Source organism: Sphaerimonospora cavernae, assembly GCF_042435035.1.
Taxonomy (GTDB): domain Bacteria; phylum Actinomycetota; class Actinomycetes; order Streptosporangiales; family Streptosporangiaceae; genus Sphaerimonospora; species Sphaerimonospora cavernae.
Genome location: NZ_JBHMQT010000003.1, coordinates 547187 through 572673, shown reverse-complemented (window position 1 = coordinate 572673; position 25487 = coordinate 547187). Strand labels below are relative to the sequence as shown.

At 70.0% G+C, this 25487-nt stretch carries 18 protein-coding genes; 9 read left to right on the top strand and 9 right to left on the bottom strand.

Going from position 1 to position 25487, the window contains the following annotated elements; genetic code table 11:
* The first annotated feature begins 67 nt into the window (after positions 1–67).
* Positions 68–757 carry a DUF4097 family beta strand repeat-containing protein gene (locus tag ACFHYQ_RS03170; protein WP_394299505.1) on the top strand — a complete coding sequence of 230 codons (690 nt, stop codon included), beginning with the start codon at positions 68–70 and terminating at the stop codon, positions 755–757.
* Positions 758–779: 22 nt separating this feature from the next.
* On the opposite strand, the gene ACFHYQ_RS03165 is transcribed toward ACFHYQ_RS03170, so the two are convergent.
* Positions 780–2183, bottom strand: a complete 1404-nt coding sequence (locus ACFHYQ_RS03165; RefSeq protein ID WP_394299656.1) for an FAD-binding oxidoreductase — start codon at positions 2181–2183, stop codon at positions 780–782.
* Between the two features lie 177 nt (positions 2184–2360).
* Between ACFHYQ_RS03165 and ACFHYQ_RS03160 the strand changes: the two genes are divergently transcribed.
* From ACFHYQ_RS03160 to ACFHYQ_RS03145, 4 genes are all read left to right on the top strand, one after another.
* The gene (locus tag ACFHYQ_RS03160) at positions 2361–5756 is read left to right on the top strand and encodes an ATP-binding protein (protein WP_394299504.1); all 3396 of its coding nucleotides are present in this window, start codon (positions 2361–2363) and stop codon (positions 5754–5756) included.
* Positions 5757–5891: 135 nt separating this feature from the next.
* Positions 5892–7304: a GTPase HflX gene (gene hflX / locus ACFHYQ_RS03155; protein ID WP_394299503.1), complete on the top strand. Its 1413-nt coding sequence runs from the start codon at positions 5892–5894 to the stop codon at positions 7302–7304.
* Between the two features lie 450 nt (positions 7305–7754).
* On the top strand, positions 7755–8963 hold the full coding sequence (gene hutI / locus ACFHYQ_RS03150) for an imidazolonepropionase (RefSeq protein WP_394299502.1): 1209 nt from the start codon (positions 7755–7757) through the stop codon (positions 8961–8963).
* 202 nt (positions 8964–9165) lie between these two features.
* Positions 9166–10344 (top strand): AAA family ATPase, encoded by a 1179-nt coding sequence (locus ACFHYQ_RS03145; protein WP_394299501.1) that lies wholly within the window; start codon positions 9166–9168, stop codon positions 10342–10344.
* A gap of 15 nt (positions 10345–10359) precedes the next feature.
* Here the strand turns inward: ACFHYQ_RS03145 and ACFHYQ_RS03140 are convergent, their stop codons facing one another.
* A complete protein-coding gene (locus ACFHYQ_RS03140) occupies positions 10360–11154 on the bottom strand; it encodes a GNAT family N-acetyltransferase (RefSeq protein WP_394299500.1) in 795 nt (264 codons plus the stop codon).
* A 169-nt stretch (positions 11155–11323) separates the two neighbouring features.
* Between ACFHYQ_RS03140 and ACFHYQ_RS03135 the strand changes: the two genes are divergently transcribed.
* Positions 11324–12271 carry a ComEA family DNA-binding protein gene (locus tag ACFHYQ_RS03135; RefSeq protein ID WP_394299499.1) on the top strand — a complete coding sequence of 316 codons (948 nt, stop codon included), beginning with the start codon at positions 11324–11326 and terminating at the stop codon, positions 12269–12271.
* A 140-nt stretch (positions 12272–12411) separates the two neighbouring features.
* On the top strand, positions 12412–14787 hold the full coding sequence (locus ACFHYQ_RS03130) for a ComEC/Rec2 family competence protein (RefSeq protein ID WP_394299498.1): 2376 nt from the start codon (positions 12412–12414) through the stop codon (positions 14785–14787).
* Between the two features lie 70 nt (positions 14788–14857).
* Here the strand turns inward: ACFHYQ_RS03130 and ACFHYQ_RS03125 are convergent, their stop codons facing one another.
* Together ACFHYQ_RS03125 and ACFHYQ_RS03120 are read right to left on the bottom strand one after the other, a co-directional pair.
* Positions 14858–15337 (bottom strand): SRPBCC family protein, encoded by a 480-nt coding sequence (locus ACFHYQ_RS03125; RefSeq protein ID WP_394299497.1) that lies wholly within the window; start codon positions 15335–15337, stop codon positions 14858–14860.
* Positions 15330–15713 carry an ArsR/SmtB family transcription factor gene (locus ACFHYQ_RS03120; RefSeq protein ID WP_394299496.1) on the bottom strand — a complete coding sequence of 128 codons (384 nt, stop codon included), beginning with the start codon at positions 15711–15713 and terminating at the stop codon, positions 15330–15332. The genes ACFHYQ_RS03125 and ACFHYQ_RS03120 overlap by 8 nt, the downstream gene beginning before the upstream one ends.
* A 110-nt stretch (positions 15714–15823) precedes the next feature.
* On the opposite strand from ACFHYQ_RS03120, the gene holA reads away from it, so the two are divergent.
* On the top strand, positions 15824–16789 hold the full coding sequence (holA, locus tag ACFHYQ_RS03115) for a DNA polymerase III subunit delta (protein WP_394299495.1): 966 nt from the start codon (positions 15824–15826) through the stop codon (positions 16787–16789).
* 80 nt (positions 16790–16869) lie between these two features.
* Here the strand turns inward: holA and rpsT are convergent, their stop codons facing one another.
* Both rpsT and ACFHYQ_RS03105 read right to left on the bottom strand, forming a co-directional pair.
* Positions 16870–17142 carry a 30S ribosomal protein S20 gene (rpsT, locus tag ACFHYQ_RS03110; protein ID WP_394299494.1) on the bottom strand — a complete coding sequence of 91 codons (273 nt, stop codon included), beginning with the start codon at positions 17140–17142 and terminating at the stop codon, positions 16870–16872.
* 199 nt (positions 17143–17341) lie between these two features.
* Positions 17342–18364, bottom strand: a complete 1023-nt coding sequence (locus ACFHYQ_RS03105) for a glycoside hydrolase family 18 protein (protein ID WP_394299493.1) — start codon at positions 18362–18364, stop codon at positions 17342–17344.
* 141 nt (positions 18365–18505) lie between these two features.
* Here ACFHYQ_RS03105 and lepA point away from each other — a divergent pair, with 141 nt between their 5' ends.
* Positions 18506–20335 carry a translation elongation factor 4 gene (gene lepA, locus ACFHYQ_RS03100; protein WP_394299492.1) on the top strand — a complete coding sequence of 610 codons (1830 nt, stop codon included), beginning with the start codon at positions 18506–18508 and terminating at the stop codon, positions 20333–20335.
* Positions 20336–20385: 50 nt separating this feature from the next.
* Here lepA and ACFHYQ_RS03095 read toward each other — a convergent pair whose 3' ends face one another.
* The 3 genes from ACFHYQ_RS03095 to ACFHYQ_RS03085 all read right to left on the bottom strand — a co-directional run bounded on the left by ACFHYQ_RS03095 (position 20386) and on the right by ACFHYQ_RS03085 (position 25456).
* Entirely contained in the window at positions 20386–23391 is a 3006-nt protein-coding gene (locus ACFHYQ_RS03095) for a M48 family metalloprotease (protein ID WP_394299491.1), read from the bottom strand.
* On the bottom strand, positions 23388–23852 hold the full coding sequence (locus tag ACFHYQ_RS03090) for a hypothetical protein (protein ID WP_394299490.1): 465 nt from the start codon (positions 23850–23852) through the stop codon (positions 23388–23390). The genes ACFHYQ_RS03095 and ACFHYQ_RS03090 overlap by 4 nt, the downstream gene beginning before the upstream one ends.
* 317 nt (positions 23853–24169) lie before the next feature.
* Positions 24170–25456, bottom strand: a complete 1287-nt coding sequence (locus ACFHYQ_RS03085; RefSeq protein WP_394299489.1) for a glycoside hydrolase family 18 protein — start codon at positions 25454–25456, stop codon at positions 24170–24172.
* Positions 25457–25487: the final 31 nt, after the last annotated feature.

Below are 25487 nucleotides of genomic sequence, written 5' to 3'. Positions count from 1 at the left end.
TCGTTCAGGGGCCATCTAAGGGTCTTCCCTGATGGGCGAGGTTCTCCCGGGCCGAAGAATGATGGCCATGAGACAGAAGACGACGATCGTCGCCGCCGCGGGAGCAGTACTGGGCCTGAGCCTGGCTCTCACCGGATGCCGGGTGGGATTCGGCCCGCAGGAGCAGGCCACACAGTCCTATGACGTGACCGACAAGGTCGCCGCTCTTGAGATCCGCACCGGGTCGGGCGAGGTCGTCGTCGGTGAGACGGATCGCCAGGGTGTCCACGTCACCGAGACCCTGCACTGGAGCGGTGAGCGGCCGAGCGACGGGCACCGCGTGGACGGCGACACGCTCAAGTTGGTGTACAGCTGCGTGAACTGCGTCCATTCGGTCGACTACCGGGTCGACATCCCCCGCGGCCTGGCCGTACGGATCGACACCGGATCCGGTGAGATCACGCTGCGCGACCTGACCGGCCGGGTGACCGCCTCGACCGGCTCCGGTGAGATCGACGCGAGAGGGCTGGCCGGCGACCAGGTGGCGGCGAACACCGGGTCCGGTGAGGTCAAGCTCAGGTTCGCCAGGGCGCCCCAGCGGGTGACCGTCCAGACCGGCTCCGGCGACGGCGAGGTCTGGGTGCCGGACGGCACCTACAACGTGACCACCCAGACCGGTTCCGGCGAGCAGAGGGTGGAGGTCGCCCAGGACCCGTCGGCGCCGCAGACGATCGTCGTGAAGACCGGATCGGGCGACGCCGTCGTCCACAAGCAGTGACGCGGCGACCCGCGCCAGAGCGTCAGCCCAGCACGGGGTGGTTGCTGCGGAAGACCCCGGCGGGGTCCCGGCGGTGCTTGATGCCGCGCAGCCGAGTCAGCACGTCCGAGGGGAACGCGGAGGCGGCACTCTCCTCGGGCGCCAGGAAAGTGAACGGCTTGCGCCCGCTCGTATACGGAGTGAGCGTCCTGGAGATCGACTTCTGCCGATCCCTGATAGGGTCCGCCGCTTCGGGCGTGACCAGGACGCCGAGCATCCCGAGCAGGTACGGCTCCTCGATGTGGCCGCAGGCTCCGCCGCTGCCCGCCGGTCGCGCCAGCGCGCCCCCGAGGTGACGTAGTTGCACGTACGTGAGCGGCGCGATCGTGTCCCGCCCCGATGAAGTCAGCAGCGCCTCGGCCGCGGCGTCGTCCAGGTCGGTCAGCAGTTCGCCGCGGAACAGGGTCGGCATGGGGTCTGTCGGCTCGGCACAGATGTCGGAAAGGTTCGCCACCTCCGTCCGGTCCCGGGTATCGATGATCGCGCCGGGGATGGCGTCGAACTCGCGCAGCAGGGCCCGGCCCTCGGACGCCTCTCCGAGGAAGGTCGCATCGACGATCACCGCCGGCAGCCCGCGCAGCGGCTCGGGGAGCTCCGGCAGCGGCGGGAACTGCAGCAGCTGGAACCACACGCTCAGCTCGTCGGGCGCGTTCGCGGTGACGGATCGGTAGGCCGCGAGCACCTCCGGTGCGCGTGCCGCCGGCCAGAGGATGCGCCCGCCGTACAACTGTGCCGCCGGATGCAGGTCGATCTCCATGGCGGTTACCAGCGCGAAGTCGCCGCCCCCGCCGCGCAGTGCCCAGAACAGCTCGGGATCCGACTCCGCCGTCACCCTGCTACGGTCGCCGTAGGAGTCGACGACCTCGAAGGCGCGGGCGCTGTCGGCGGCGAAACCGTACTTCCGGCTGAACCAGCTCAACCCGCCGCCCAGCGTGAAGCCGGTCGCGCTCACGATGCCGGTACTGCCCGCCAGCCCGGTGAGCCCGTGCTTCCCGGCGGCTGACAGCACGTCACCCCAGGTCGCGCCCGCCTCGACGCGGGCCGTACGCCGCTGCGGGTCGACCTCCACTCCCCGCAGCTTCCCGGTGCGAAGGAGGATCGCCCCCTCGAACGCCGCGGGGGCGTGGCCGTACGGCTGGGTCGCGACACCCAGCCCCGCGAGCCGGGCGACGGCGACGACGGCGGCGACGGCGGTGGCGTCAGCGGCCTCCACCACGGCGAGGACCCGCTGGTCGACCGACGCGTCCCATGGGAGCCGGACCGTGTCGAAGCCGTCGTCTCCCCTGACCAGGACTCGGCCACGTGCGGCCTTGCGCAGGTCCTGTCCGAGCCCGTTCACATCATTCAGCACGTTAACCGCTTGCAGTGCGCTGTTCGCGTCGTTCATGTCGGTCACGTCGTTCCTCTCGTATGTTTCCGCCTGGATACGAAGATGGACCGTGCCAGTTGCCGTGTGCTTGGAAACGAGTTGGGGAAGGCCACAAGTCGGTTTCAAGACGCTGAGAGTGCGTCCCCCCTGGCCGGTCGGGCCTACGATTTATGGACCGATCAGATGGGGAAAGTCATGGGTTCGCTGTTCTTCCGGCTCTTCGGGCACTTCGAGGTTGTTTCCGGAAGCGGCGAACAACTGGATCTGGGGTCGCGCAAACAGCGGGCGGTACTCGCCCTGCTCGCGCTGGAACCCGGCCGGACCGTCTCGCTGGACCGGTTGATCGATGAGATCTGGGCGGGAGAGGCTCCGTCGAGCGCTACGGGATCACTGCAGGCATACATATCCCACCTGCGCAGAGTTCTGGAACCCGGCCGGGCGCCGCGCACGTCGCCCAAGGTGCTGCTGACGCGCGAGCCCGGTTACGTGCTTGCCATCGCGCCGCGTCAGGTCGATCTCTCATGCTTCATCTCCTGGGCGGAGGAGGGCCGCCGGGCCACCGCGCAGCGCCGGTACGGCGACGCGCTCGAAGTGCTGGACCGGGCGCTGGCCCTATGGCGAGGTGAGCCGCTGGCTGAATTCGCGGGCTTCGACTTCGCTCAGCCGGTGATCACCGGTCTCGCCGAGTCGCGGGTCACGGCCGCCGAGAACTGGTTCGAGGCCAGGCTCGCTCTGGGGGACAGCGGATCGTGCGTCGCCGAACTCGAACGGATGGTGGAGGCCCACCCCTACCGCGAGCGGTCGTGGGGCCTGCTGGTGCTGGCCCTCTACCGTGCCGGGCGGCAGGCGGACGCCCTGGGTGCGCTTCGCCGGGTGCGTACCCTGCTCGCCGGAGGGCTGGGGATCGAGCCGGGGCCCGAGTTGCGCCGGCTCGAACGGGCCGTGTTCGACCAGTCCGAGCGGCTCGATGCGCCGGAACCGCCGAATGAGACGGTAGCGGCCCCTGCGGTACGGATTTCGGCGGAGCAGGCCCCCGGGGAACCGGTCAGAGAACGGGCGGGAGGAACGGAGCCGAATTTTCCTCTGTCGGCGTCGGAGCCGCTGATCGCGCGAGCGGGCCACCTGACCCGCATCACGGAACGTCTCAGTGACGTACGGCGCGGCCGGGGCGGCGTCATGCTGGTGACCGGGGAGGCGGGCATGGGCAAGACCCGCCTGGCACAGGCCGTGGCCGAAGATGCCGAGGCGCGAGGGATCACCGTCATCTGGGGACGCTGCATGGAAGGGGACGCGGCGCCGCCGTTCTGGCCATGGCTTCAGGCGCTGCGCGCCCTGGGCGAGTCCGGGACGGACGCGGTCCGGCTCCTCGCCGGAGAGGGGGAGGAGACGACCGTCGACCCGGACGCGGCGCTCTTCGAGCTGTACGAGCAGGTGCTCTCCGCGCTGAACGCGGTGTGCAGCCCCGTGCTCCTCGTGTTCGACGACCTGCACTCGGCGGACGCCTCATCACTGCGGCTGCTCGCCTTCATGGCGAGCGAGTTGCGCCGGGCGTCGATCCTCGTACTGGCCACCCTGCGGCCCGAGCCGGGCACGGACCCGGAGCAACTCAGCGAGACCCTCGCCGCGCTGGCGCGTGAGCCCGGGACCGAGCGCATGTCGCTGCCGCCGTTCACGCACGAGGACGTCGCGGCGTTCCTGGCGCAGCGGGACCTCACGGACCCCGCGCTGGCGCAGGTCCTCTACGAGAGAACCGGAGGAAACCCGTTCTATCTGAGGGAGTTGGTCAGGCTTCTCGGGAGCGAACACCGTCTGAACACGGCTTCGCTCGGGGTGCCGGAAGGCGTGCGCGACGTGATCGGCCGGAGGGTCGCGAGGCTGCCGGGTCCGACGCGGGAACTACTCGGCTCCGCGGCCGTCCTCGGCCGCGACGTCGGTCTCGACTTACTCGAGGCTTTCACGGACATCTCGGCGGAGGAGCTGATGACGCGGCTGGAGCCGGCCGTGGCCACCGGTCTGCTGATCGAGACGCCCGGCTTCGACTACCGCTTCTCGCATGTCCTGGTCCGCGACACCCTCTATGCCGGGCTGGGCCGTCTGGAACAGGCTCGCCTTCATCTGCGAGCCGGCGAGGCGCTGGAGTCCTTGCCGGGCGGGGACAGGGCGTCACGCCTGTCGATGCTGGCCCGCCACTTCGCTGTGGCGGCGAAAGTGGGGGGTGCCGGCAAGGCGGTCGACTACGCGACGAAGGCCGCCCGCCAGGCCACCGCGCAGCGCGCGTACGACGAGTCGGTCGAGCTGTGGAACAGGGCCCTGGCCGCGCTCGGCCGGGGAGAGCCCCACCGGCGGGTCCCACTGCTGATCGAGCTGGGCCGGGCGCTACGCGACGTCGGCGATGTCGAGCAGGCTTACGTCGCTCTCGACGAGGCGGTCGGGCTCGCCTCACATATAGGCGACAGAGAGGCGGTGGTGGAGGCCGTCACCGTGTTCGGCGGCCTCACGATCTGGTACTGGCGCCCGTACGGGGTGGTCGACGACCACACGGTGGCACTCCTGGAGCGGCTGCTGGAAGAGCCGTTGGACGATCCGCACCGTGCGGCCGTGCTGGGCACCCTCGGCCTGGAGTTCTACTTCGGCCCGCGCAGGGAGGAGGGCGAGCGGCTGGCCGCCGAGGCCGTTGCAATCGCCCGTGACGTGGGAGATCCCGGTCTGCTCGGACAGGTGCTGAACGACTACGTGCTCGTCACGGCGGTTCCCGGACGCGAGAGGCAGCGGCGCCGCGCGATCGAGGAGATGCTGGCGGTTCCCGGCCTGCCGATCCGCGCCGAGATCATCGCTCGGTCCCTCCGGATGGCGGAGTCATTGAAGGGCGGGTCGCCGGCGGGGTGGTCCGAAGATCGGGCACGGACCGAGCGACTGCTGCGGAAGCTCGCCTGCCCCGAGCTCATCGCCATGTTCCGCATCACCGAGGCCGCCCACGCGACCCTCTACGCCCGCTGGAGCGAGGCGGAGCGTCTCGCGGGCGAGGCGACTGCGCTGCTCGACGGCTCGACCCTGTGGGGGATGGATTTCCCCGAACGCGTCACGGTGTTCACCTGCCGCAGGGCGCAGGGCAGGGTGGGCGAGATCGTCGACGGGCTGATCGCCCGGGCGGACGAGGCAGGCATGGAGCCGCTGCGTCCCGTGGCAGTGCTCGCGGCACTCGACAGCGGAGACACGGAGCTGGCCAGAAGCCTGGTGGACCGCTGGGGAACGGCCATCCGCGACGACTGGTCCGCGGAGTTCCTCACCGTGGTCTGGGGATACGTGGCAGTGCGGCTGGGCGTTCCCGACCCCGCGGCCCTGTATCGCAGGCTCGAGCCGTACGGCGACCGCATGATCGGCGTCGGAACCGGGATGGCGGTCTGGGGCTCGACTCACCAGGTCCTCGCGGAGCTCGCCGCCGTCATGGGGGACACCGGCCTGGCCCGGGTACATGCGCGACGGGCGCACGAGACGCACACCCGTCTCGGCCTCGATTATTGGGCCGGTGAGAGCGCACGCCTGGTGACGAGGCTCGGGGGTGAATGCTCGGGGGTGAATGCTCGGGGGTGAATGCTCAGCGGGAATCCGCCGCGCGGCCCGGGCCGGATATAGGGATGCGTGATGGTGCGCGTCATGTCACCATCTGGGGGAAGACACCTCATCCGGGGAAGACACCGGGGTGTCGGATTGTTGACCTAGCCAGAGATGACATACATGCGATTTGAGCCCCTAGACGATGCAGTGGGCGATTACGAACTGGAAGAGCGTCAGGCGCTCCGCCGGGTGGCGGGCCTGTCGACGGAGCTCGAAGACGTCACCGAGGTCGAATACCGGCGGCTGCGGCTGGAGCGGGTCATCCTGGTGGGCGTGTGGACCGGCGGCACCGTCGTCGACGCGGAGAACTCCCTCCAGGAGCTGAAGCTGCTCGCCGAGACCGCGGGGTCGCAGGTCCTCGAGGGCCTGATCCAGCGGCGTGACCGGCCGGATCCCGCCACCTACATCGGTTCTGGCAAGGCGAGCGAGCTGCGTGACATCGTCGCCTCGACCGGCGCGGACACCGTGATCTGCGACGGCGAGCTGACCCCCGGCCAGCTTCGCCAACTCGAGGACGTCGTCAACGTCAAGGTCGTCGACCGCACGGCGCTGATCCTGGACATCTTCGCCCAGCACGCGAAGAGCAAGGAGGGCAAGGCCCAGGTCGAGCTGGCCCAGCTGCAGTACCTGCTGCCCCGCCTGCGCGGCTGGGGCGGCAACCTGTCCCGTCAGGTCGGCGGCCGCGCCGCCGGCGGTGTCGGCATCGGCGGCCGCGGTCCCGGTGAGACCAAGATCGAGCTGGATCGGCGGCGCATCCGCGAGCGGATGGCCAGGCTCAGGCGGCAGATCAAGGAGATGTCGACGGTCCGGGAGACCAAGCGGCACCGCCGCCAGTCCCACGAGGTGCCGGCCGTGGCGATCGCGGGCTACACCAACGCCGGCAAGTCGTCGCTGCTCAACCGGCTGACCGGGGCCGGCGTGCTGGTCGAGGACGCGCTGTTCGCCACCCTCGATCCGACGGTGCGCAGGGCGCACACGCCCGAGGGCCGGCTGTTCACGATCGCCGACACGGTCGGCTTCGTACGCCACCTGCCGCACCAGCTCGTCGAGGCGTTCCGCTCGACGCTGGAGGAGGTCGGCGACGCCGACCTGATCCTCCATGTGGTGGACGGCTCCCACCCCGATCCGGAGTCCCAGATCGCGGCCGTCCGCGAGGTGCTGGGTGAGATCGAGGGCGCGCGGGACATCCCGGAGATCGTGGTCGTCAACAAGGCCGACGCGGCGGAGCCGGAGGTCCTGGCGCGGCTCACGTTCAAGGAACGGCACAGCGTCGTCGTGTCCGCGCGCACCGGCGCGGGCATCGCCGACCTGATGACGCTCATCGAGCGGGAGCTGCCCCGGCTGGACCACGAGGTCCGCATGCTGGTGCCGTACGACAGGAGCGACCTGGTCGCCCGGGCCCACGACGAGGGCGAGGTGCTCTCGCTGGAGCACACCGGCGAGGGGACGATCCTGCACGCGAGGGTCCTCGCCGGGCTGTTCGCCGAGCTCGACCGGGTGGCCAAGCCCGTCGAGACGGTCTGATCGCGCCCCGGCGTCATGGCCGGGGCGGCCGTACCAAGGGCGGTGACGGGCTGACCGGCGGGTTCACCACGCACGCGGCGCGTGTGTGATGGCTCCGCCGGGGTCCCCCTTGCTACCATCGGCTGCGTCTATGGTGACCGTATGGTGCAGGTAACGAGATGACAGCACAGAGTGCCCACCCGGTCGCGGGGTGTCTCCGGGACACTCGTGGCGGCTGGGACAGAACGACGTTCTTCCCATAACCCTGTACATCAAGCCCCTTTGTGAAATACCGTAACTGAACTGAACCGCGCGGGTTGCACATCCCGGCGGTAGGGTCGTCGCACGAACACCAGTGCGCGATGAGGCAGGAGACCCCCCGATGACGTCCGGATACCGAGCGGACCCGGCGGGCGCGAAGCCCGTGAAGCGGGCCGTTTCGATGTCCGGTGATGCTGGGCAGGTGGTCGGATGACCGTGCGGCTTCTCACCAACATCGGCCGCCTGTGGACGGGCCACGAGGTGTGCGGCAACGCCGCCATCCTCGTCCACAACGACCGGATCGCCTGGGTCGGTCGTGCCGCCGATCTCCCCCAGAGCGTCCCAGGTGTCGTCAACGACATCGTCGACGTGGACCACGTGGAGAACCTGGGCGGCGCTCTCGTGACGCCCGGCCTGATCGACGCGCACACCCATCCCGTGTACGCCGGGAACCGGTACGCCGAGATGGCGATGCGGTCCGGCGGCTCCAGCGCCTCGGCCATCGCCGCGGCCGGCGGCGGCATCGGCTCGACCGTCACCGTCACTCGAGGCACCGACCCGTGGACCCTGTGCAACGGTGTCCGCGAGCGGCTGCACGACTGGCTGATCAGCGGTACCACGACTGTCGAGGCCAAGACCGGTTATCACCTCACCCGTGACGGCGAACTGGCCGACGTGCGGCTGCTGCGCGAGCTCGAGAAAGAGCCGATGATGCCGCGGGTGCACGTCACCTTCCTCGCCGCGCACGTGGTCCCTCCCGAGTTCTTCGGCCGCCAGCGGGACTACGTCGACGCGGTCTCCTCCTGGTGCGCGGATGCCGCGGCCGCCGGGGCGGACAGCGTCGACGTCTACTGCGACGACGGCCACTTCACCGCGGACGAGGCCCGCTGGGTGCTCGCCTCCGGCCGCAACGTCGGTCTCATGCCCCGCATCCACGCCGGTGCGTACAACCGGCGCGGTGCCGTACAGGTCGCCGCCGAGATGAGCTGCGCCTCGGCCGACCTGCTGCATCACGCCTCCGACGAGGACCTCTCTGTGATGGCGCGCTACGGCGTGCCCGCCGTCGTCTGCCCGACTACGGCGCTGCAGGTGGGGCACCTCCCGCCGGTACGGCGGATGCTGGCTCAGGGCATCCCGGTGGCGCTCGGCAGCGACCACAACCCCGGCCACTGCGGCATCACATCGATGTCGCTGGTGATCGGCATGGCCGTCGCGGCCTTCGGAATGAGCGTCAACGACGCGCTGCGGGCGGCGACGATGGGCGGCGCCCAGGTGCTCGGGCACAACGACCGCGGCGTTCTCGCGCCGGGCCGGGTGGCCGACATCGTCCAGTGGGACGCCGACCACGAGGGCGCCTTCGCCTGGTCGTTCGGCCTCAAGGCCCGCCGGGTCTGGCGCGGCGGCATCCCCGTCCAGTAAGCACGGCCCAGTCGATCCCTGCCCCAGGAAGGGCCCGGCAGGCGCGGCTGCGCTGACGCGACGCCGGCCCGGCGGGTTCCTGTTCGGCGCCACCCAGCAGACGGAGGCGCAGAACCTCGCCGACCTCGGAGCGGCCTATGCCGCCTATCGCGGTCTACGTCAGCCGCTCGCCTTCGGAAGCTGGCGGGAAGCGATAGACGAGTTGCTTCGGCTGGGGGAAGACCGGCCCACCCCCCTCATCATCGACGAGTTTCCCTACCTCGTCTCGGCCACGCCCGCGCTGCCCTCCTATCTTCAGCAGGCGCTCAGCCCGCTCGGATACGCCAAGCAGCACACCCAGACCCGGCTGATCCTGTGCGGCAGCGCCCTGACCACGATGGCGCAGTTGCTTTCCGGCGGCGCGCCACTGCGCGGGCGGGCGGTCATGGAGTTGGTCGTGCGCCCGTTCCGATTCCGTGAGGCCGCGGCTTTCTGGGGCGCCGATCACGATCCGGAGCTCGCGTTCCGGCTGCACGCCCTGCTCGGCGGGACCCCCGCCTATCTCGAGATGAGCGGGGGATCGGGACCTGCCGGACTGGCCGACTTCGATCGTTGGATTCAGCGGCGGCTGCTGAACCCGGCCTCCGCGATGTTCCGTGAGGGCGCCCTGCTGCTCCGTGAAGAGCCTTCGATCACCGATCCGACCTCATACTCGGCCACGCTGAGTGCGATCAGTGCCGGTAACCACCGGCGTTCGGAGATAGCCTCGGCACTGGGGCGTCCCAGCAGCGCGCTTGCTCACCTGCTGTCCGGCCTGCAGGACATCGGCCTGATCGAACAGATCGACGATGCCCTGCGCGGCAAGCGCAGCGTCTTCCGCGTCGCCGAACCCGTCGTACGCCTGCATCAGCTCCTCATCCAACGTCACGAGGCCGAACTGATCGCCGGCCGGGCCGATCGCGTCTGGCGTGCCAACGCGCACACCATCGACTCCAAGATTTACGGCGCGCACTTCGAGGACCTCGCGCGGCAGTGGTGCTTCGAGCATGCGGAGCCCGACACCCTCGGCGGCACCGCCACCTCCGTACGTCCGACAGAGCTTCCGTGCCAAGAACACCGGCGCGGCCACGAACTCGATGTCGTGGTCACGGAGTCGACATCCTTCTCCGCTGACCGCGTCACGGCGATCGGTGAGGTCAAGAGCACCGAGGCTCCTGTGGACACACCTCAACTGGAACGTCTGGAACACCTACGCGGTCTTCTCCCCAGTGCCAAGGTCGGCTCCCTCCCCAAGCTGCTCCTGTTCTCCCGCTCCGGCTTCTCAGCCGGTCTCACCCGGCTTGCCGACAAACGCCCCGACGTCGAACTCGTCGACCTGAAACGGCTATATGCGGGAACCTGAGAGCCAGGTCGTTTCTCAGCTTCGCGGCGGTGACCACACGTAGGGAGTCGTGGTGCCCACAGCGTGGAAGCCCAGCCGGCGCAGGATGGGGGCGCTGTCGTCGGAGGCGTCCACCTGTAGGAACTTGACACCCCGGGCGACGGCGAACCCGGCGCGCGCGGCGACCAGCGCGCGGTAGATCCCCCGCCCTCGCCATCCGGGCAGCGTCGAGCCACCCCAGAGCCCGGCGAACTCGGTTCCCGGCTTGAACACAAGCCATGCCGCCGAGACGACTTCGCCGTCGGCCTCGGCGACCAAGACCACGATCTCCTCCGGGGCGGCGGCCACCCGTGAGATCAGATCGTCGGCCAGCCAGCTCCAGTCCTTGCCCCAGACGGCTGATTCCATCGCTGCGATGCGGCGCATGTCGGCATCCGAGGTGACCCGGCGCAGGACGACGCCGTCCGGCAGCACCGGCTCCGCGACCATCTCCTCGGTGCGGCCGATGAGGAGGGTCTCCTGCTCTTCGGGGACGAAGTCCGCGGCGCGCAGCCGGTCGGGGAGGTCGAGCGGCAGGTCATGCCCGTAGGTCTTCCACTCCACCGCCGCTCCTCGCGCGGCGAAGAAGTCGCGCTGCCGGGCGATCAACCGATCCAACTCGGCGCCCCGTACACCGATGTCGCGAGGAGTGCCGATGAAGGCTCGGGACGGGTAGGTGACCCGCAGCACAGGTCCGTCACGCTCGTACGTCCCCCCGTCCGACGGATTGGCCGGGATCCTCATCCGCATCTGCTCGTCGAAGGCCGCGAGCAGGCTGTCCGTGTCAGTCACATCAAAGACAGTACGGCCCCCGGCAACCGATTTTTCTGGCCGAAGAATGAGGTGGGAGGGCCGGCCATAGGCGCGGTCGTGGCGCTTCACGTCCGTGCCGGGACGGGGTTGTCCACAGAACCGGATTCTGCTTCCTTGACCGAGGCGGCGGCGACCTAACGTCCTGGGCGTGCGAAGCAGAGAGCAGCGGGCTCACCGTGTGACCGGGAATCGTGCCGGTGAGAGCCGCGCGGCCGAGACGCGCCTGCGCGTCCTGATCCATCCCATGGCGATGGAGCCGCCCGCCGCCCGCATCCGCTCCTCGCCGATGAAGCCGGTGGCGTCGCTCACGCCGCCGTCGTTCGGCGTGCCCGAGGCGCTCGATGATGTCGAGCCCGGCGGAATACCGCCCCCGTTTCGAAGCAGACTGGTCGAGATCGTCGACCGATGGAGATCCCGTGGCGTGAAGTTCGGTGACGAGGTGCCCATGCTGGATCCAGGTGGACCGGGACTGCGCCTTCTGGTGCTTGTCGGGGTGCTCGCGGCGGCGATCGCCGGATTCGTGGTGTGGCGGACCCGGCCGGTCGCCGAACCCGTCGCCGCGCCCGTTCCGATGAGCATGGGCACGGGCCTGGCGAGCGCGGCGGCGGAGGGCGTGGGGCCGGAAAGCGCGCCACCGGGAAGCGTGAGATCGGCCGCTTCGCCGTCTCCCACCTCGAGCGTGATCGTCTATGTGACCGGAAAGGTCCGCAAGCCCGGCGTGCTCGCGCTGCCGACCGGATCAAGGGTGGTCGACGCGGTCGAAGCCGCCGGCGGCGTGAAGAAGGGGGCGGACCCGGGCGGGGTCAACCTCGCTCGCCGGCTCGCGGACGGAGAGCACATCGTCGTGGGGGCGGACAAGGATGCCGGGGGAGGCGGCCCGTTGGCCGCGCAGCCGGACGGCGGCGGCGTGGTGAACCTCAACACGGCGACCGTCGAGCAGCTCAACACTCTTCCGGGCGTCGGCGATGTGCTGGCCCAGCGGATCATCGATTTCCGGAACGCCCACGGCGGGTTCGGCAGCGTCGATCAGCTCCGTCAGGTCTCCGGCATCGGGGAGAAGAAGTTCGCGGAACTGCGCGACAAGGTCGCCGTATGACCGGGGCCCGACCCGTACAGGCCGACTCGAACCCGGTCTCCAGCGTTGATCGTGGTCCCGATGCTTCCGGTCCCGACGACCCAGGCCCCGACGGTGTCGGCTCCGGCGGTCGCGTGGCTGCGGTTCGGAGGTTGTCCGCGGTGCTGGTCGCTCCCGCCGTCGCGGTGTGGCTGACCGCTCTCGTGTTGCTGGGGTGTCCGGCCGCGGCGGGGGCGTGGGTGGCGGCGACCTCGGCCCTGGCGGCTCCGGTGGCGTGGGCGGCCTGCCGGAGATGGGCCCGCTCGGAAGCGGGACGGTCTGCCAGAGGCACGGCACTCGCCAGGGTGAGTGCCGGCGTGCTGGTGTGCGTGGCGGCCGCTTCGGCTGTGGTCGCGTTCAAGGTGCACTCCGTGCGTACGGGTCCGGTGCCTGACCTCGCGGCCCGTGGCGTCACCGTCACGGCGGAGGCCGTCATCACCGACGACCCGCGGATCCGGCAGCGCCGCGGGGGAGTCACCAGGCGCGACAGCGTCGTGGTCGAGGCGCGGCTGGTCGTGGTCGACGCCCCGGAGGCGCGCTTCCGGGTGGACGTCCCGGTCGTCATGTTCGGCTCGGGTCCGGGGTGGACCGAACTGCTGCCGAGTCAGCGCATCCGGGTCCGGGGACGACTGGCGCCGGCCGATCCCGGTGAACTGACCGCGGCGCTGATGCTCGTGCGGGGTCCGCCGCAGCCGCCCGAGTCGCCTGACGCGGGACCGTCGCTCATCCAGCGGGGGGCGGGGATGCTGCGGGCCGGATTGCGGAAGGCGAGCGATGTGCTGCCGCCCGACCAGCGTGGCCTGCTGCCCGGCCTGGTCGTCGGCGATGTGTCGCGGATGGACGACCAGGTCCGACGCGACCTCAAGACCGCCGGGCTGAGCCACCTCACAGCGGTTTCGGGGTCCAACCTGGCGATCATCGCCGGTGCGGCGCTTCTGATCACGCGATGGGCAGGGCTTCCGCTCCCGGTGAGGGCCGCACTCGCGATCGCCGTGATGATCGGTTTCGCGGTGGTGGCGAGGCCGTCCCCGAGCGTGCTCCGGGCACTCGTCATGGGTTCGGTGGCCGCCGTCGCGCTCGGCACCGGCCGTTCCCGGGACGGCGTCGCCGCCTTATCCGCGACCGTGCTCGCGCTGATCCTGGTCAACCCCGGGCTGGCCAGAGAGTACGGCTTCGCCCTGTCGGTGGCCGCCACCGGCGGCATCCTGGTGCTCGCCCCGCGTTGGCGCGATCGGCTGGCCCGCCGGATGCCCATGCTTGTCGCCGAGGCGTTGGCCGTGCCGACGGCGGCCCAGGCGGCGGTGACGCCGGTGCTGGTGCTGATGGCCGGCACGCTCGACCTGGTCGCGATCCCGGCCAACCTGCTGGCCGAACCGGCCGTCGCACCGGCCACCGTGCTGGGCTTCGCCGCCGCGCTCGTGGCCCCGATCAGCATGCCGCTGGCGCAGCTTCTGGTCCGGCCCGCCGGGCTCGCGGTCGGCTGGATCATCGCGGTGGCGGAGCGGGCGGCGGCTCTGCCGTTCGCGACGGTCTCATGGCCTGGCGGCCTGCCCGGGGTCGCCCTGCTGGCGCCGGCGGCGGTCCTCGGGTGGTTCGTTCTGCGCCGGCCGACGGGCAGGCGCATCGCCATCGCGGTGGTGATCGGCGCGTTGCTGACCATCCTCGTGGTTCGGAGGATGGCCGCGCCATGGCCTCCGCCGGGTTGGCTGCTGGTCGCCTGTGACGTCGGTCAGGGCGACGCCCTCGCCATGTCGGCCGGGCCCGGCGAGGCGGTGGTGGTCGACACCGGTCCGGACCCTGGTCCGGCCGATCGCTGCCTGCGCGACCTCGGCGTCCGGAAGGTTCCCCTGATGGTGCTCACCCATCCACACCTCGATCACGTCGGCGGCCTCTCGGGCGTCCTGCGCGGCCGGGCTGTCGGGGCCGCCGTGGTCAGCCCCGGACGGGTGCCCGAGGGCGAGGCCGCCCGCGTCTCCCGGGACCTTCGGGGCAGGGGGATCCCCGAGTGGGTGGTGATCCCCGGCACCCGGTGGCGATTCGGTGGCTCGGACGGCACGCTTGAGCTCACCGTGCTCGCTCCCGGCGACGGTGAGGCCCGCCAGGGGCCGGGGGAGGGGGCGATCGCGAACAATGCCAGCGTTGTGCTCGTGGCCCGCTGGTCCGGGGCCGCGGGAAACGCCATCGGGTCGGCCCTGCTCGCCGGGGATCTGGAGACCGAGGCGCAGGACGCGCTGCTGCGGCAGGGCGTGCCCCGGGTCGACGTCTTGAAGGTCGCGCATCATGGGTCGTCCCGGCAGGATCCGGGGTTCCTCGCCGCCACCGGGGCGCGGGCCGCGCTGATCAGTGTCGGCGCGACGAACGACTACGGCCATCCCGCCCCGCTGACCATGCGCCGCCTGGCCTGGCTCGGCATGCGGACCTACCGCACCGATCTCTCCGGTGACCTGGCCGTCGTCGAGAGCGGCGGCCGCCTGGCCGTGGTCCCCCGTCATGGTTGAGTCGTGCTCGATGGCTCGATGCGAACGGGAGACCCTGCCCGACCAACCCGGTCGGCCGCGTCCGGAGCCGTCAGCCGGCCTGCAGTTTGGCCAGCAGTTCCTCGATGCGCTCGTGCGACTCGTGGACGCCGTGCTCCATGCCGGAGGCCACCATGGCGTCGCGGTCCTCGACGGACTGGTAGCTCGACACCGTGCGTACGAGCGTCCGGCCGTCGCGCTCCTCGAGGGTGGTCGTCTCCAGGACGACGTGGCCCGGCACGCCCTCGAACTCGAAGGTCCGCACCATGCCGTCAGGGGTCTGGTCGCCGTGGAAGACCCCGCGGAAGCCGAACTCGTTGCCCTCACCGTCCCTGGTGACGTATCGCCACCTGCCGCCGTCACGCAGGTCGTGCCGATCGATGGTCGTGGTCTCGTCCCGCGGGCCGAACCACCGCACCAGCAACTCAGGGTCGGTGTATGCCTGGAACACCAGGTCGCGGGGCGCGTCGAACTCACGACTGACGGTGATCTGGGGGATGCCGGCCTCGGCGATGATCTGCGTCTTACCCATTGTCGTTTCCTCTCGTGGGGACCGCCTCGTCGCGGTCGGGGTCGTCGTTCCGGTCGGCTTGCAGTGCCGCGAGCAGTTCGTCGAGCCGCTCGTGGCTCTCGTCCCAGAACCGCTGGTAGCGGGCAAGCCACGTGGTCACGTCGCGCAGCGGTTCGGCCTCCAGGTGACTGAGCCGGGCGGTCGCGCGCCGGGTGCGTGAGATGAGCCCGGCGTGCTCCAGCACCTTGAGGTGCCGGGAGATCGCGGGCTGGGACACGTCGAACGGCGCGGCGAGCTCGGCGACGGTCGCGTCGCCCTCGGTCAGCCGGACCAGGATCGCGCGCCGGATCGGATCCGTGAGCGCCCCGAACACGAGACTGAGCCGATCGGTCGTCATCCATAACCACCTTGTTTTAGAACGAGTAAGTTAAGAATGCCTCGACGGGATCGGGCTGTCAAGGGCTTCGGGATGTGCCCCGGACCGGGGAGCGTGGCATGCTGCCTTGCATGGCCAATCCAGCACCCGTGACCCTGGTCGTCGGCGACGAGGAGTTCCTGGCGGACCGGGCCGTCGCGTCCGTCGTCACCGCAGTGCGGGCCGCCGACCCGGAGACGGAGGTTCACGATCTGGTCGGCGGCAGGGTGGAGCCGGGGGAGCTGACCACGCTCACGTCCCCGTCGCTCTTCGGCGACAGGTCCATCGTGGTCATCCGGGCCGCGCAGGACCTGCCGAAGGACGTCATCACCGAGATCGTCAAATACGCCGCACATCCCGCCGACGACACCGTCCTGGTGCTGACCCACCCCGGTGGCGTGAAGGGCAAGGCACTGGTCGACGGGGTGAAGAAGGCCGGCGCCGAGGTGATCACCGTCGCCAAGCCGACCAAGGCGGGCGAGCGGCTCGACTTCATCAGGGCGGAGGCCCGCCGCGCCGGGCGGACGATCTCGCCGCCCGCCGCCCAGGCGCTGCTCGACGCCGTGGGCAGCGACCTGCGCGAACTGGCCGCCGCCTGCGACCAGCTGGCCTTCGACACCCCGGGCAAGAGCATCGACGAGGCCGCCGTCGCCCGCTATTACCGGGGACGGGCAGAGGTCAGCGGCTTCACCATCGCCGACCTGGCGATCGAGGGAAAGCTCGGTGAGGCGCTGGAGCAGCTTCGCTGGGCCCTGGCCACGGGCGTCGCGCCCGTACTGCTCGTCAGCGCGCTCGCGACCGGCCTCCGTTCACTGGCCAAGGTCGGCGACGCACCGCGGAACCTGCGCGGCGGTCAGCTCGCCTCCCATGTGGGCATGCCTCCATGGAAGATCGACCGGGTCAAGCGCCAGCTCGGCGGCTGGGGCCCGGAGGGCATCTCCGCCGCCGTGCAGGCGGTCGCCTCGGCCGACGAACAGGTCAAGGGGGCCGGCGCCGACCCGGCCTACGCGCTGGAACGGGCCGTCCACGTCATCGTCGCCAGCCGCACCGGCCGCTGACGCCGTTCACGGGATCTGCCCGCGGACACCAGAACGCCGCATCCCGGGAGCGGGATGCGGCGTGGTGTCTCGGTAGGACGTTACTTGGCTGCCTGCAGGGCGGCGGCGCGCTTGGCGATCGCCGACTTGCGGTTGGCCGCCTGGTTCCTGTGGATGACGCCCTTGCTGACGGCCTTGTCGAGCTGACGGGAGGCGGCCTGCAGGAGGACCACGGCCTCCTCGGCGTTGCCCTGCTCGGCGGCCTCGCGGAACTTGCGGACCGCGGTCTTCAGGGACGACTTGACGGCCTTGTTGCGCAGCCGACGCTTCTCGTTCTGCCGGTTGCGCTTGATCTGGGACTTGATGTTCGCCACGAAGAAAGCCTCGGTGTGAAGTCTCGGTCGGATGGGCGCGCGGGCAAGAGAGAGGGCGCGCCACACGCAGTTCAACAGAATACCCACAGCCGGGCTCGCCGCTCAAATCACGCCGCCGGGCCATCCTCCGCCGGCCCGTGCGCGGGCTCATGCTACCGCGGCACCGGCCGGCGGATGGGATGAACGGCCGCAGTCGGTGTCAGCGAGGATCCACCCAGGCCGTGCGGTATTCCTCCCAGTCCTCCTCGGTGGCGGCGAAGTCGACGTAGAGGGCCAGGCCGAGATCGGTCCTCGGGCCGTGCTCGGTCAGGGCCAGCCGGGTGCCGTCGGCGGCGGTCGCGACGCTTTCGGCTGCGTCGCCCCAGGTCACCCCGTGGTCGTGGTAGGCGGGCGCCCCGATGAGCAGGGTCTTGTCCTCGGGGACCAGGCCCATCGCGATCTCGGCCTGCCGTACGACGAATCCGCCGTACAGGGACCGCAGCGGCATGCCCGAGTCGTACGTCATGACGGCCACCTGGTCGGTCAGTTCGACGACCTGCCGGAAGTAGTCCGACGACCAGTACTTGTCGTGCCCGATCGCCAGGCGGGACGGGTGCCGCAGTCCGGGGAACGGCTCGATCTGCTGGGTGGCGGTCGTCAGCGGCTTCGTGCCGATCGCCTGCCGCGTCTCCCGCAGCATGCTCAGAAACGGCCCGTCCCCGTCCGGGACCGGCTCGAAGTCGTAGTGGATGCCGTCGAAGCCCAGGTCGATCAGCGCACGCGCGCCCGCGACGATCCGCTCCCGCGCCGGCGGATCGGCGAGGTCCAGGCGGGGCCTGTCGTCCGCGCCCACTTTCTGACCAAGCCAGGCCGAGACCCGGACCTCGGGCAGCCGCTCGCGCCACCATTTCAGGAAATTTTGTGCGTTGGGGTACTTGTCCGCCCGGAGCGTGCCGTCGTAGTCCAGTGGCCCGCTGTGCACGTACACGTCCCTGATCCCGCTTCCGCGCAGCCGTACGGCAAGGGCGTCCACGTCCTCGGCGGTGCGGCGGCCGTCCACCCACGCGTGTCCCATCCACAGCGCGTCATGTCCGGTCGTCCTGGCCCAGGGCGCGGGGGTGCCGGCGAACTTCCAGCGCAGCGCGCCCGCCGCCGCGAGGCCGAGCAGGACGAGCACGGCCGCCGCGAGGGCGGCCCACCGTAAGAACCGTAAGATCAGCCCGAGAACCCGTCTGGTGGTCATGGCAAGCATCCGGACATGCCACCATGGAAGGTGGCTGGACTGCCAGCCTCAGACGGGAGGGCCCGCCGGCCATCAGGCGGGCGGCCCGACCGGCCCAATAGTCACCTGCTCTTATCCAAGACCTTGTTGAAACGGACCTCGGTGCGCACTCAGCCTGGCCAGACCGACCCCGCGTTGATCCGCAACTTCTGCATCATCGCGCATATCGACCATGGCAAGTCCACACTCGCCGACCGCATGCTGCAGTTGACCGGCGTGGTGGACGAAAGGTCCATGCGCGCGCAGTACCTGGACCGGATGGACATCGAGCGCGAACGCGGCATCACGATCAAGTCCCAGGCCGTCCGGCTTCCCTGGAACGGCCACGTCCTCAACATGATCGACACCCCGGGCCACGTGGACTTCTCCTACGAGGTGTCCCGCTCCCTGGAGGCGTGCGAGGGGGCGATCCTGCTCGTCGACGCCGCACAGGGCATCGAGGCGCAGACGCTGGCCAACCTCTACCTGGCCATGAACGCCGACCTGCACATCATCCCGGTGCTCAACAAGATCGACCTGCCCGCCGCGCAGCCGGACAAGTACGCCGAGGAGCTCGCCGGGCTCATCGGCTGCGACCCCGGCGACGTGCTGCGGGTGTCCGGCAAGACCGGGGTGGGGGTCAAGGAGCTGCTGGACCACGTGGTGGAGCACGTCCCCGCGCCTGTGGGGGACGCGGGGACGGCCGCCCGTGCGCTCATCTTCGACTCGGTCTACGACACCTACCGGGGCGTCGTGACGTACGTCAGGGTCGTCGACGGGCACCTGTCGAAGCGCGAGCGGGTGCTGATGATGTCGACCGGCGTCCAGCACGAGCTCCTGGAGATCGGCGTCATCTCGCCCGAGCCGCGGCCCGCCGACCAGGGTCTCGGCGTCGGCGAGGTGGGTTATCTGATCACCGGGGTGAAGGACGTCCGCCAGTCCCGGGTGGGTGACACGGTCACCAGCGCGGTCAAGCAGGCCGGCGAGCCACTGGGCGGCTACGAGCATCCCAAGCCCATGGTGTACTCCGGGCTCTATCCGATCGACGGCGACGACTACCCCGAGCTGCGCGACGCGCTCGACAAGCTGCGGCTGAACGACGCCGCGCTCGTCTACGAGCCGGAGACCTCGGCCGCGCTCGGCTTCGGCTTCCGCTGCGGGTTCCTCGGCCTGCTGCACATGGAGATCGTGCGGGAGCGGCTGGAGCGGGAGTTCAACCTGTCGCTGATCTCGACCTCGCCGAACGTCATCTACCGGGTCGTGATGGAGGACGGCCGCGAGCTCGTCGTCACCAACCCCTCCGAGTTCCCCGAGGGCAAGGTGGGGCAGATCTTCGAGCCGATGGTCAAGGCCACGCTGCTCGCGCCGGCCGAGTTCATCGGCGGCATCATGGAGCTGTGCCAGGGGCGCCGGGGGCAGCTTCTCGGCATGGACTACCTCTCGGAGGACCGGGTCGAGATCCGCTACACGATGCCCCTCGGGGAGATCATTTTCGACTTCTTCGACCAGCTCAAGTCGAAGACCCGCGGCTACGCCTCACTCGACTACGAGCCGCAGGGCGAGCAGGAGGCCGACCTCGTGAAGGTCGACATCCTCCTGCAGGGCGAGGCCGTCGACGCGTTCAGCGCGATCGTCCACCGTGAGAAGGCGTACGCTTACGGCGTCGAGATGGCCAAGAAGCTCAAGGAGCTCATCCCGAGGCAGCAGTTCGAGGTGCCCATCCAGGCGGCCATCGGCGCTCGCGTGATCGCCCGGGAGAACATCCGGGCAATACGCAAGGACGTGCTCGCCAAGTGCTACGGCGGTGACATCAGCCGTAAGCGCAAGCTGCTGGAGAAGCAGAAGGAAGGCAAGAAGCGGATGAAGATGGTGGGCCGCGTCGAGGTGCCGCAGGAGGCGTTCGTCGCCGCCCTGTCCACCGACTCCGGGTCCGCCGACAAGGGCAAGAAATAGTACGGCAAGCCGAGCGGACGTGTCATCAAGCCCGATGGTCGGCCTTCACCTCACAGACGGGGTGGAGGCGGCGCTGTCGGCTCACCCTGGTAGACGGGGTCGGAGGGATCATCGATGATCGCGCTGATCCGGTCTGAGGTGGCGATGACCTGCTTGGCCGCGGCCAGGAGTTCGATCATGGACTCGCTGAACGCATTGACGTTTTCGTGGTCGACGGCCTGGATGCACGCTGGACCCGCGCTCCCGGCGATCACCGCGAACCGGTGCCAGTGTGCCTGCGCGGCCGGGTCGGGGACCTGGAAGTAGACGGGTTCCCAGGCGGCCAGGTTTCTCATGTTCTGGCACACCGATCGCATCCTGGACATGAGATCGGCGGTGGCCGCCAGGTGGTGGTCGAGCACCGCCGGGCGCAGTTGTGCCGTCATCCATCTGCTGTTGTGAACGGCATTGTCGAGAAGGTATCGGCCACCGAGCTGATACCAGGCATGAACCTGCTGTCGGCGCATATCCGGCGATACCGGCAGAACTGGCAGACCCGCCGTCCGCTGAAAGGTAGCCTGCGTGGTGACCGTCATTAGCTGTGCCTTGCTCGCGACCTGCTCTTCGGCGTCACCCGCCATCAACACTGCCACGATCGCAAGAGCCGAACCAGGTACGCCCGCTGCTGACAGCACCGCGCCGGCGTACCGTCTTCCAGTCCTGGAGCGTGAGATGGTCGCAACCGGCCTGGGCGCCGGTATGCCGTCCTTCACATGGATCGCCTGCAGGGCGAGGCGGAACAGGGCCGTCGGCGCCGCGGCTGCCACCGCGGCGACCGGGGCTATGAGCAGCGTACTGTGCGCGACCAGGCCGAACATGTTGCCGCCCTGCAGTTGCCGCCAGGCCGGACGCCAGCTGCAGCTGTCATTGAGGACGTTCAACGGTTGGACGCATCCGTCGATGGAGATCAGCGCGGTTGCGGCGCCCAGGCCGAGCAGCGTGCTGATTCCCGTGGCGATGAGCATGGTCAGCAACCGGAACCGGGCCGAGGCCGCCGCGACCAGGGCGGTGACGAGTGCGCCGGCGGCGACCGCCCACAGGGACCAGACCGCGTAGCTGAAGGCGTACATGCCGCCGCGTTGCCCCGGTCCGGCATGCAGGGTGTGCAGCCATGCCTGGACTGCGGCGACGCCGACGGCTGTGACCGCCGCTCCGATCAGCGCGGGCGCGATGGCTTGCCGCAGCGCGGGCACCTGCCATAACACGGGAGCGGTGGTATCAGCCGCTGCGCGCTCTCCGCCGGCGGCGTCCAGTGAGCGGCGCCAGCCGGGGCCGCGCCCGGCGGTGCCCGCGACCCACAGGACAAAGGGCGTGATCCAGGCTGCGACGGCGGACACAGGGGTCAGCGGCTGGTACGCCGCTTCTCGCAGCAAGGTGATCGTCGGGGCCATGACGGCGGTCGTGTCCGGGCGGGCGGTACCTGCTCCGGGGAACCAGTACGCGATGGACGATCGCAGGCCAGCCGGGTCGTACCAGAATCCGGCGGCGTACATCGCCCCGTGGCTGTTCCACCAGGAGAACCACGCCGAGAAGATCAGCCAGCCTGTGATCAGGCACAGCGCCAGCGGCCATCGTAGCGACCGGCCCGGCCAGGAAGCGGCGGCGAGGCGAGCGCACTGAGAGGTCCAGCACGTCACGGCGACTGCGATGGCTATGACCAGCATCAGCACCCACCATCTGCCGGGCAGCCACAGGTACCCCGTGGCCTGGCCGCTGATCAGCGACCCGGCGATCAGTCCCAGACCCAGCCACAGCCCGGCCCGCACACCGGTGGGCGCCGGCCGGTCCAGCACGGCGGCGCGGACCACCGTCCGCCACAGCACTGGTGTGGCGGCCGCCGCGACCACGGTGGCCGGAACGGCGGCGAGGCCCTGCCCGAGCCAGGCGCTCAACACGGCGACGTGAAGTGCGGTGTGCCCTGTCAGGTGGGAGTGCATCAGCATGGCGCTGGTGCCGGTCAGAAACATCAGCAGTGAACTCACCGCGAAGAGCGGCGCCGGGTCGTCGAGGGCATCACGGCGGATCTCCCACCTCGGATGGGTGCGCACCTGGTCCAGCAGGACGCTCGCCAACCGGTGCCGACGCCGGTGCTCGGCCGCGGTGGGCTTCATGGCCCAGATATGCGCCAGCGGCGCGCCCCACCGGTTGGCCGTCAGGTCGGCATACAGCTCCCTGCTGCGCAGCACGTCCGCACGGGCGAAGTACATCACGATGGCGGTGATCACGGGAACGGCCGGATAGCGCATGCTCACGGCGGTGAGCGTCGGACCGGCGCCGGCCGCGATGCCGAACACCCCGAGTCCCGACCACCACAGCAGGGACGGGATGACGACCAGCGTGATGAAGGCCCGCCACAGGGTGACGGTGGCGTAGGTGATCGTGAGATCCCGGTTGGCGACGTGGCCGAGTTCGTGCAGGACAACAGCGTCGAACGTCTGCGGGTCGGTGGTGCGGCAGGCGACCAGTCCGCCGTCCAGAAGCAGCCGGGGGCGGCCGTTGGTGCCGAATACCGCGGCGCTCTTGGTGGTCGCGGCCGGTGCGAAGAACAGTTCCGGCACCTGCGCGACGCGACCCGCGGCGAGTTCCTCGATGCGCGCGGCGACCTCGGAGCCGCCGGCAACAAGGTTCAGGCGAATGCAGCGGCCGGGACGCTGTTTCCACAGCGGTAGCAGGATCGTGACCGCCGCTGCTGCGGCGATGACCACCACGGGCCCGGCCAGGAGCTGCCACAACGGTGGAGGCGGCGCGTACCGGGCCACGCATGGGAGGAACGCCAGCGCCTGCCCCACCATACGCGTTGCCGATGCGATCCTATGGGAGGATTCGAGACCGATGTCGACGCCGGCCGCCAACTCGCACCCTATGTAGTCGCCAGGGCGGAGAGCGGACAATACCGGCACCAGCATGTAACCGCTGGCGGTCACGAGTAGTAGCAGCATCAGCGCGAAGCGGGAGTTCGTGCCAGGGCCGAGTATCCGTTCGTCGAGCCTGGTCCGGCCAGGCTCGACGATGGTCACCGCGGCTCCCTCACATCGACTTCACCAGGGGGCTCGCCCGGCTCGGCCAGTGCCAGGGCGGCAACGACGCCGTCGGCGATCCGCTTGGCCCGATTCGGCGACAGCCCGGCCTCGGCGGCCGCCTCAAGGACCATCTGCTTGACCATCGCCTGCTGCTCACGGGTGAGGGCGGGGATGACCTCGGGCTCCGCTTTCCGGCGCAGAACGCGCCGCCATAATGACGCCGAGCCGCGCGTCGCCCCGTCCACGACCGCGTCGGCCAGTTTCTGGCGGGCGCTTTCCAGCGCCAACCACAGCAGCGGGGTCACCAGAGCAGCGATGTCGGCGACTCCAAAGCCGAGCGGATCGCGCCTGTGTCTGCGTCGGCGCAGCCGGGCCAGCACCTCGGCGTCGCTGTGGCGCAGCAGCCCCTCGACCACGACCGTCTCCTCCGGCGCGCAGTCGGCCACGACCCTTTGCACGACGTCACGGACCAGGACCTCAGCGGGCTGTTCGGGCTGTATGTTCGACCTCCCATCCCGGGTGGAAGTTCGCTGACTTCGGAGCGGAATCGGCCTTCCAGGCGCGATGCTACAGTCATCGGCCGCCGTGCGTCCCGTGATTCCGGAGCGAGGCCGTAATCGGTGCCGCCTCGGCGCACCGCGATGTCGGAGTCCCACCCTTCCCGCCGGAACGGGCCCGAACGCCCGGGGATCCTCGCCGGATCATGCTGAAAAGGGGCCGGGGCCGGAGCGAAACGCTCCGGCCCCGGCCGCCCCCCGATATCTGTGATCTCAGCTCAGCGCAGGATGGAGTACAGCGCCGAGGTGAGGGACGCCTTGGCGTCGTCCTGGTCGATCGACCACATCATCGAGCCGCCCAGGCCCTTGAGCCGGATGTAGGTCGCCTTCTGCAGCATGACGGTCGGGTCGTCGTAGGACCAGAACTCGTTGCCGTCGTACAGCCACATCGTGCCGGTCAGCATGTCGCGGTAGCGCTTGCCGGGCTTCTTGACCAGGTCCTTGTAGTCCTCGCTGCCGGCCTCCCACTTACCGGGGGCGGCTCCGGTGGCCGGGGCGTACAGGCCGTTGCCCTTGCCCTTGGTCTTCACGCCGGTCCAGCCGTGGCCGTACGCGGGGACGCCGATGACGATCTTCTGCTTGGGCGCGCCCCGGGAGATCAGGTCCTTGACGCTCTGGTCCACGCTGTAGCGCACCGGGTTGGGGTCGCGCGGGTCGGTCAGCAGGTTGGCCTGGTGGCCGGTCCGCGTCTCCCAGGTGCCGTGCAGGTCGTAGCCCTGGACAGTGGCGAAGTCGAGCTGGTCGAAGACCTTGCGGACCTCGAAGCCGGCGTCCATCTTGGCGGCGGCGGCGGGGAGGAACGCGGTGAGCTCGCTCGTGCGGTCGAACGCCTTCATCTGGCGGCGCAACTCGGTTACGAAGAGCGTGAAGTTCCGCTTGTCCTCGGGGCGGATGATGTTGCCCTCGTTGCCGTCAGAGCCGGGCCACTCCCAGTCGAGGTCGATGCCGTCGAACACCCCGGCACCGGTGCCCGCCGGCAGGCCGGGCAGGTTGCCCTTCAGCCAGAGGTCCACGCACGAGGCGGCGAGCTTGGTCCGCGCCTCGGGAGTGAGCACCGCGTCGGAGAAGTACTTCGAGCCGCTCCACCCGCCGAGCGACATGAGGACCTTCAGCCCGGGGTGCTTGGCCTTGAGCTTCTTGAGCTGGTTGAGGTTGCCCTTGAGCGGCTGGTCGTCGGCGTCGGCCACGCCGTCGACACTCTGCTCGGCGGGGACCCCGCGCTCCCAGTCGGCCCAGCTGTCGAAGGACACACACGTGCCCTCCTCGCCCACGTTTCCGAAGGCGTAGTTGACATGGGTCAGCTTGGCCGCCGCGCCGCTGGTCTCCATGTCCTTGACGTGGTAGTCGCGCCCGTAGATGCCCCACTGGACGAAGTAGGCCACCCGCTTGTACCGGTCCTGGCCGGGGCGTCCCTGCGCGTCGGCCTGTGCCGCCGACGGTACGGCGGTGGCCGCGAGGCCGGTGGCGACCGCGAGGACGAGGGTGTTCTTGAGAAGTCGTCGCACGATTCTCCTCAGATGCTTGGGGGGGAAGAAC

Bases quoted from the DNA above. Each gene is read 5' to 3' on its own strand.
- ACFHYQ_RS03170 (WP_394299505.1), top strand. From the start codon at position 68: ATGAGACAGAAGACGACGATCGTCGCCGCCGCGGGAGCAGTACTGGGC.
- ACFHYQ_RS03165 (WP_394299656.1), bottom strand. From the start codon at position 2,183: ATGAACGACGCGAACAGCGCACTGCAAGCGGTTAACGTGCTGAATGAT.
- ACFHYQ_RS03160 (WP_394299504.1), top strand. From the start codon at position 2,361: ATGGGTTCGCTGTTCTTCCGGCTCTTCGGGCACTTCGAGGTTGTTTCC.
- hflX (WP_394299503.1), top strand. From the start codon at position 5,892: ATGACATACATGCGATTTGAGCCCCTAGACGATGCAGTGGGCGATTAC.
- hutI (WP_394299502.1), top strand. From the start codon at position 7,755: ATGACCGTGCGGCTTCTCACCAACATCGGCCGCCTGTGGACGGGCCAC.
- ACFHYQ_RS03125 (WP_394299497.1), bottom strand. From the start codon at position 15,337: ATGGGTAAGACGCAGATCATCGCCGAGGCCGGCATCCCCCAGATCACC.
- ACFHYQ_RS03120 (WP_394299496.1), bottom strand. From the start codon at position 15,713: ATGACGACCGATCGGCTCAGTCTCGTGTTCGGGGCGCTCACGGATCCG.
- holA (WP_394299495.1), top strand. From the start codon at position 15,824: ATGGCCAATCCAGCACCCGTGACCCTGGTCGTCGGCGACGAGGAGTTC.
- ACFHYQ_RS03105 (WP_394299493.1), bottom strand. From the start codon at position 18,364: ATGACCACCAGACGGGTTCTCGGGCTGATCTTACGGTTCTTACGGTGG.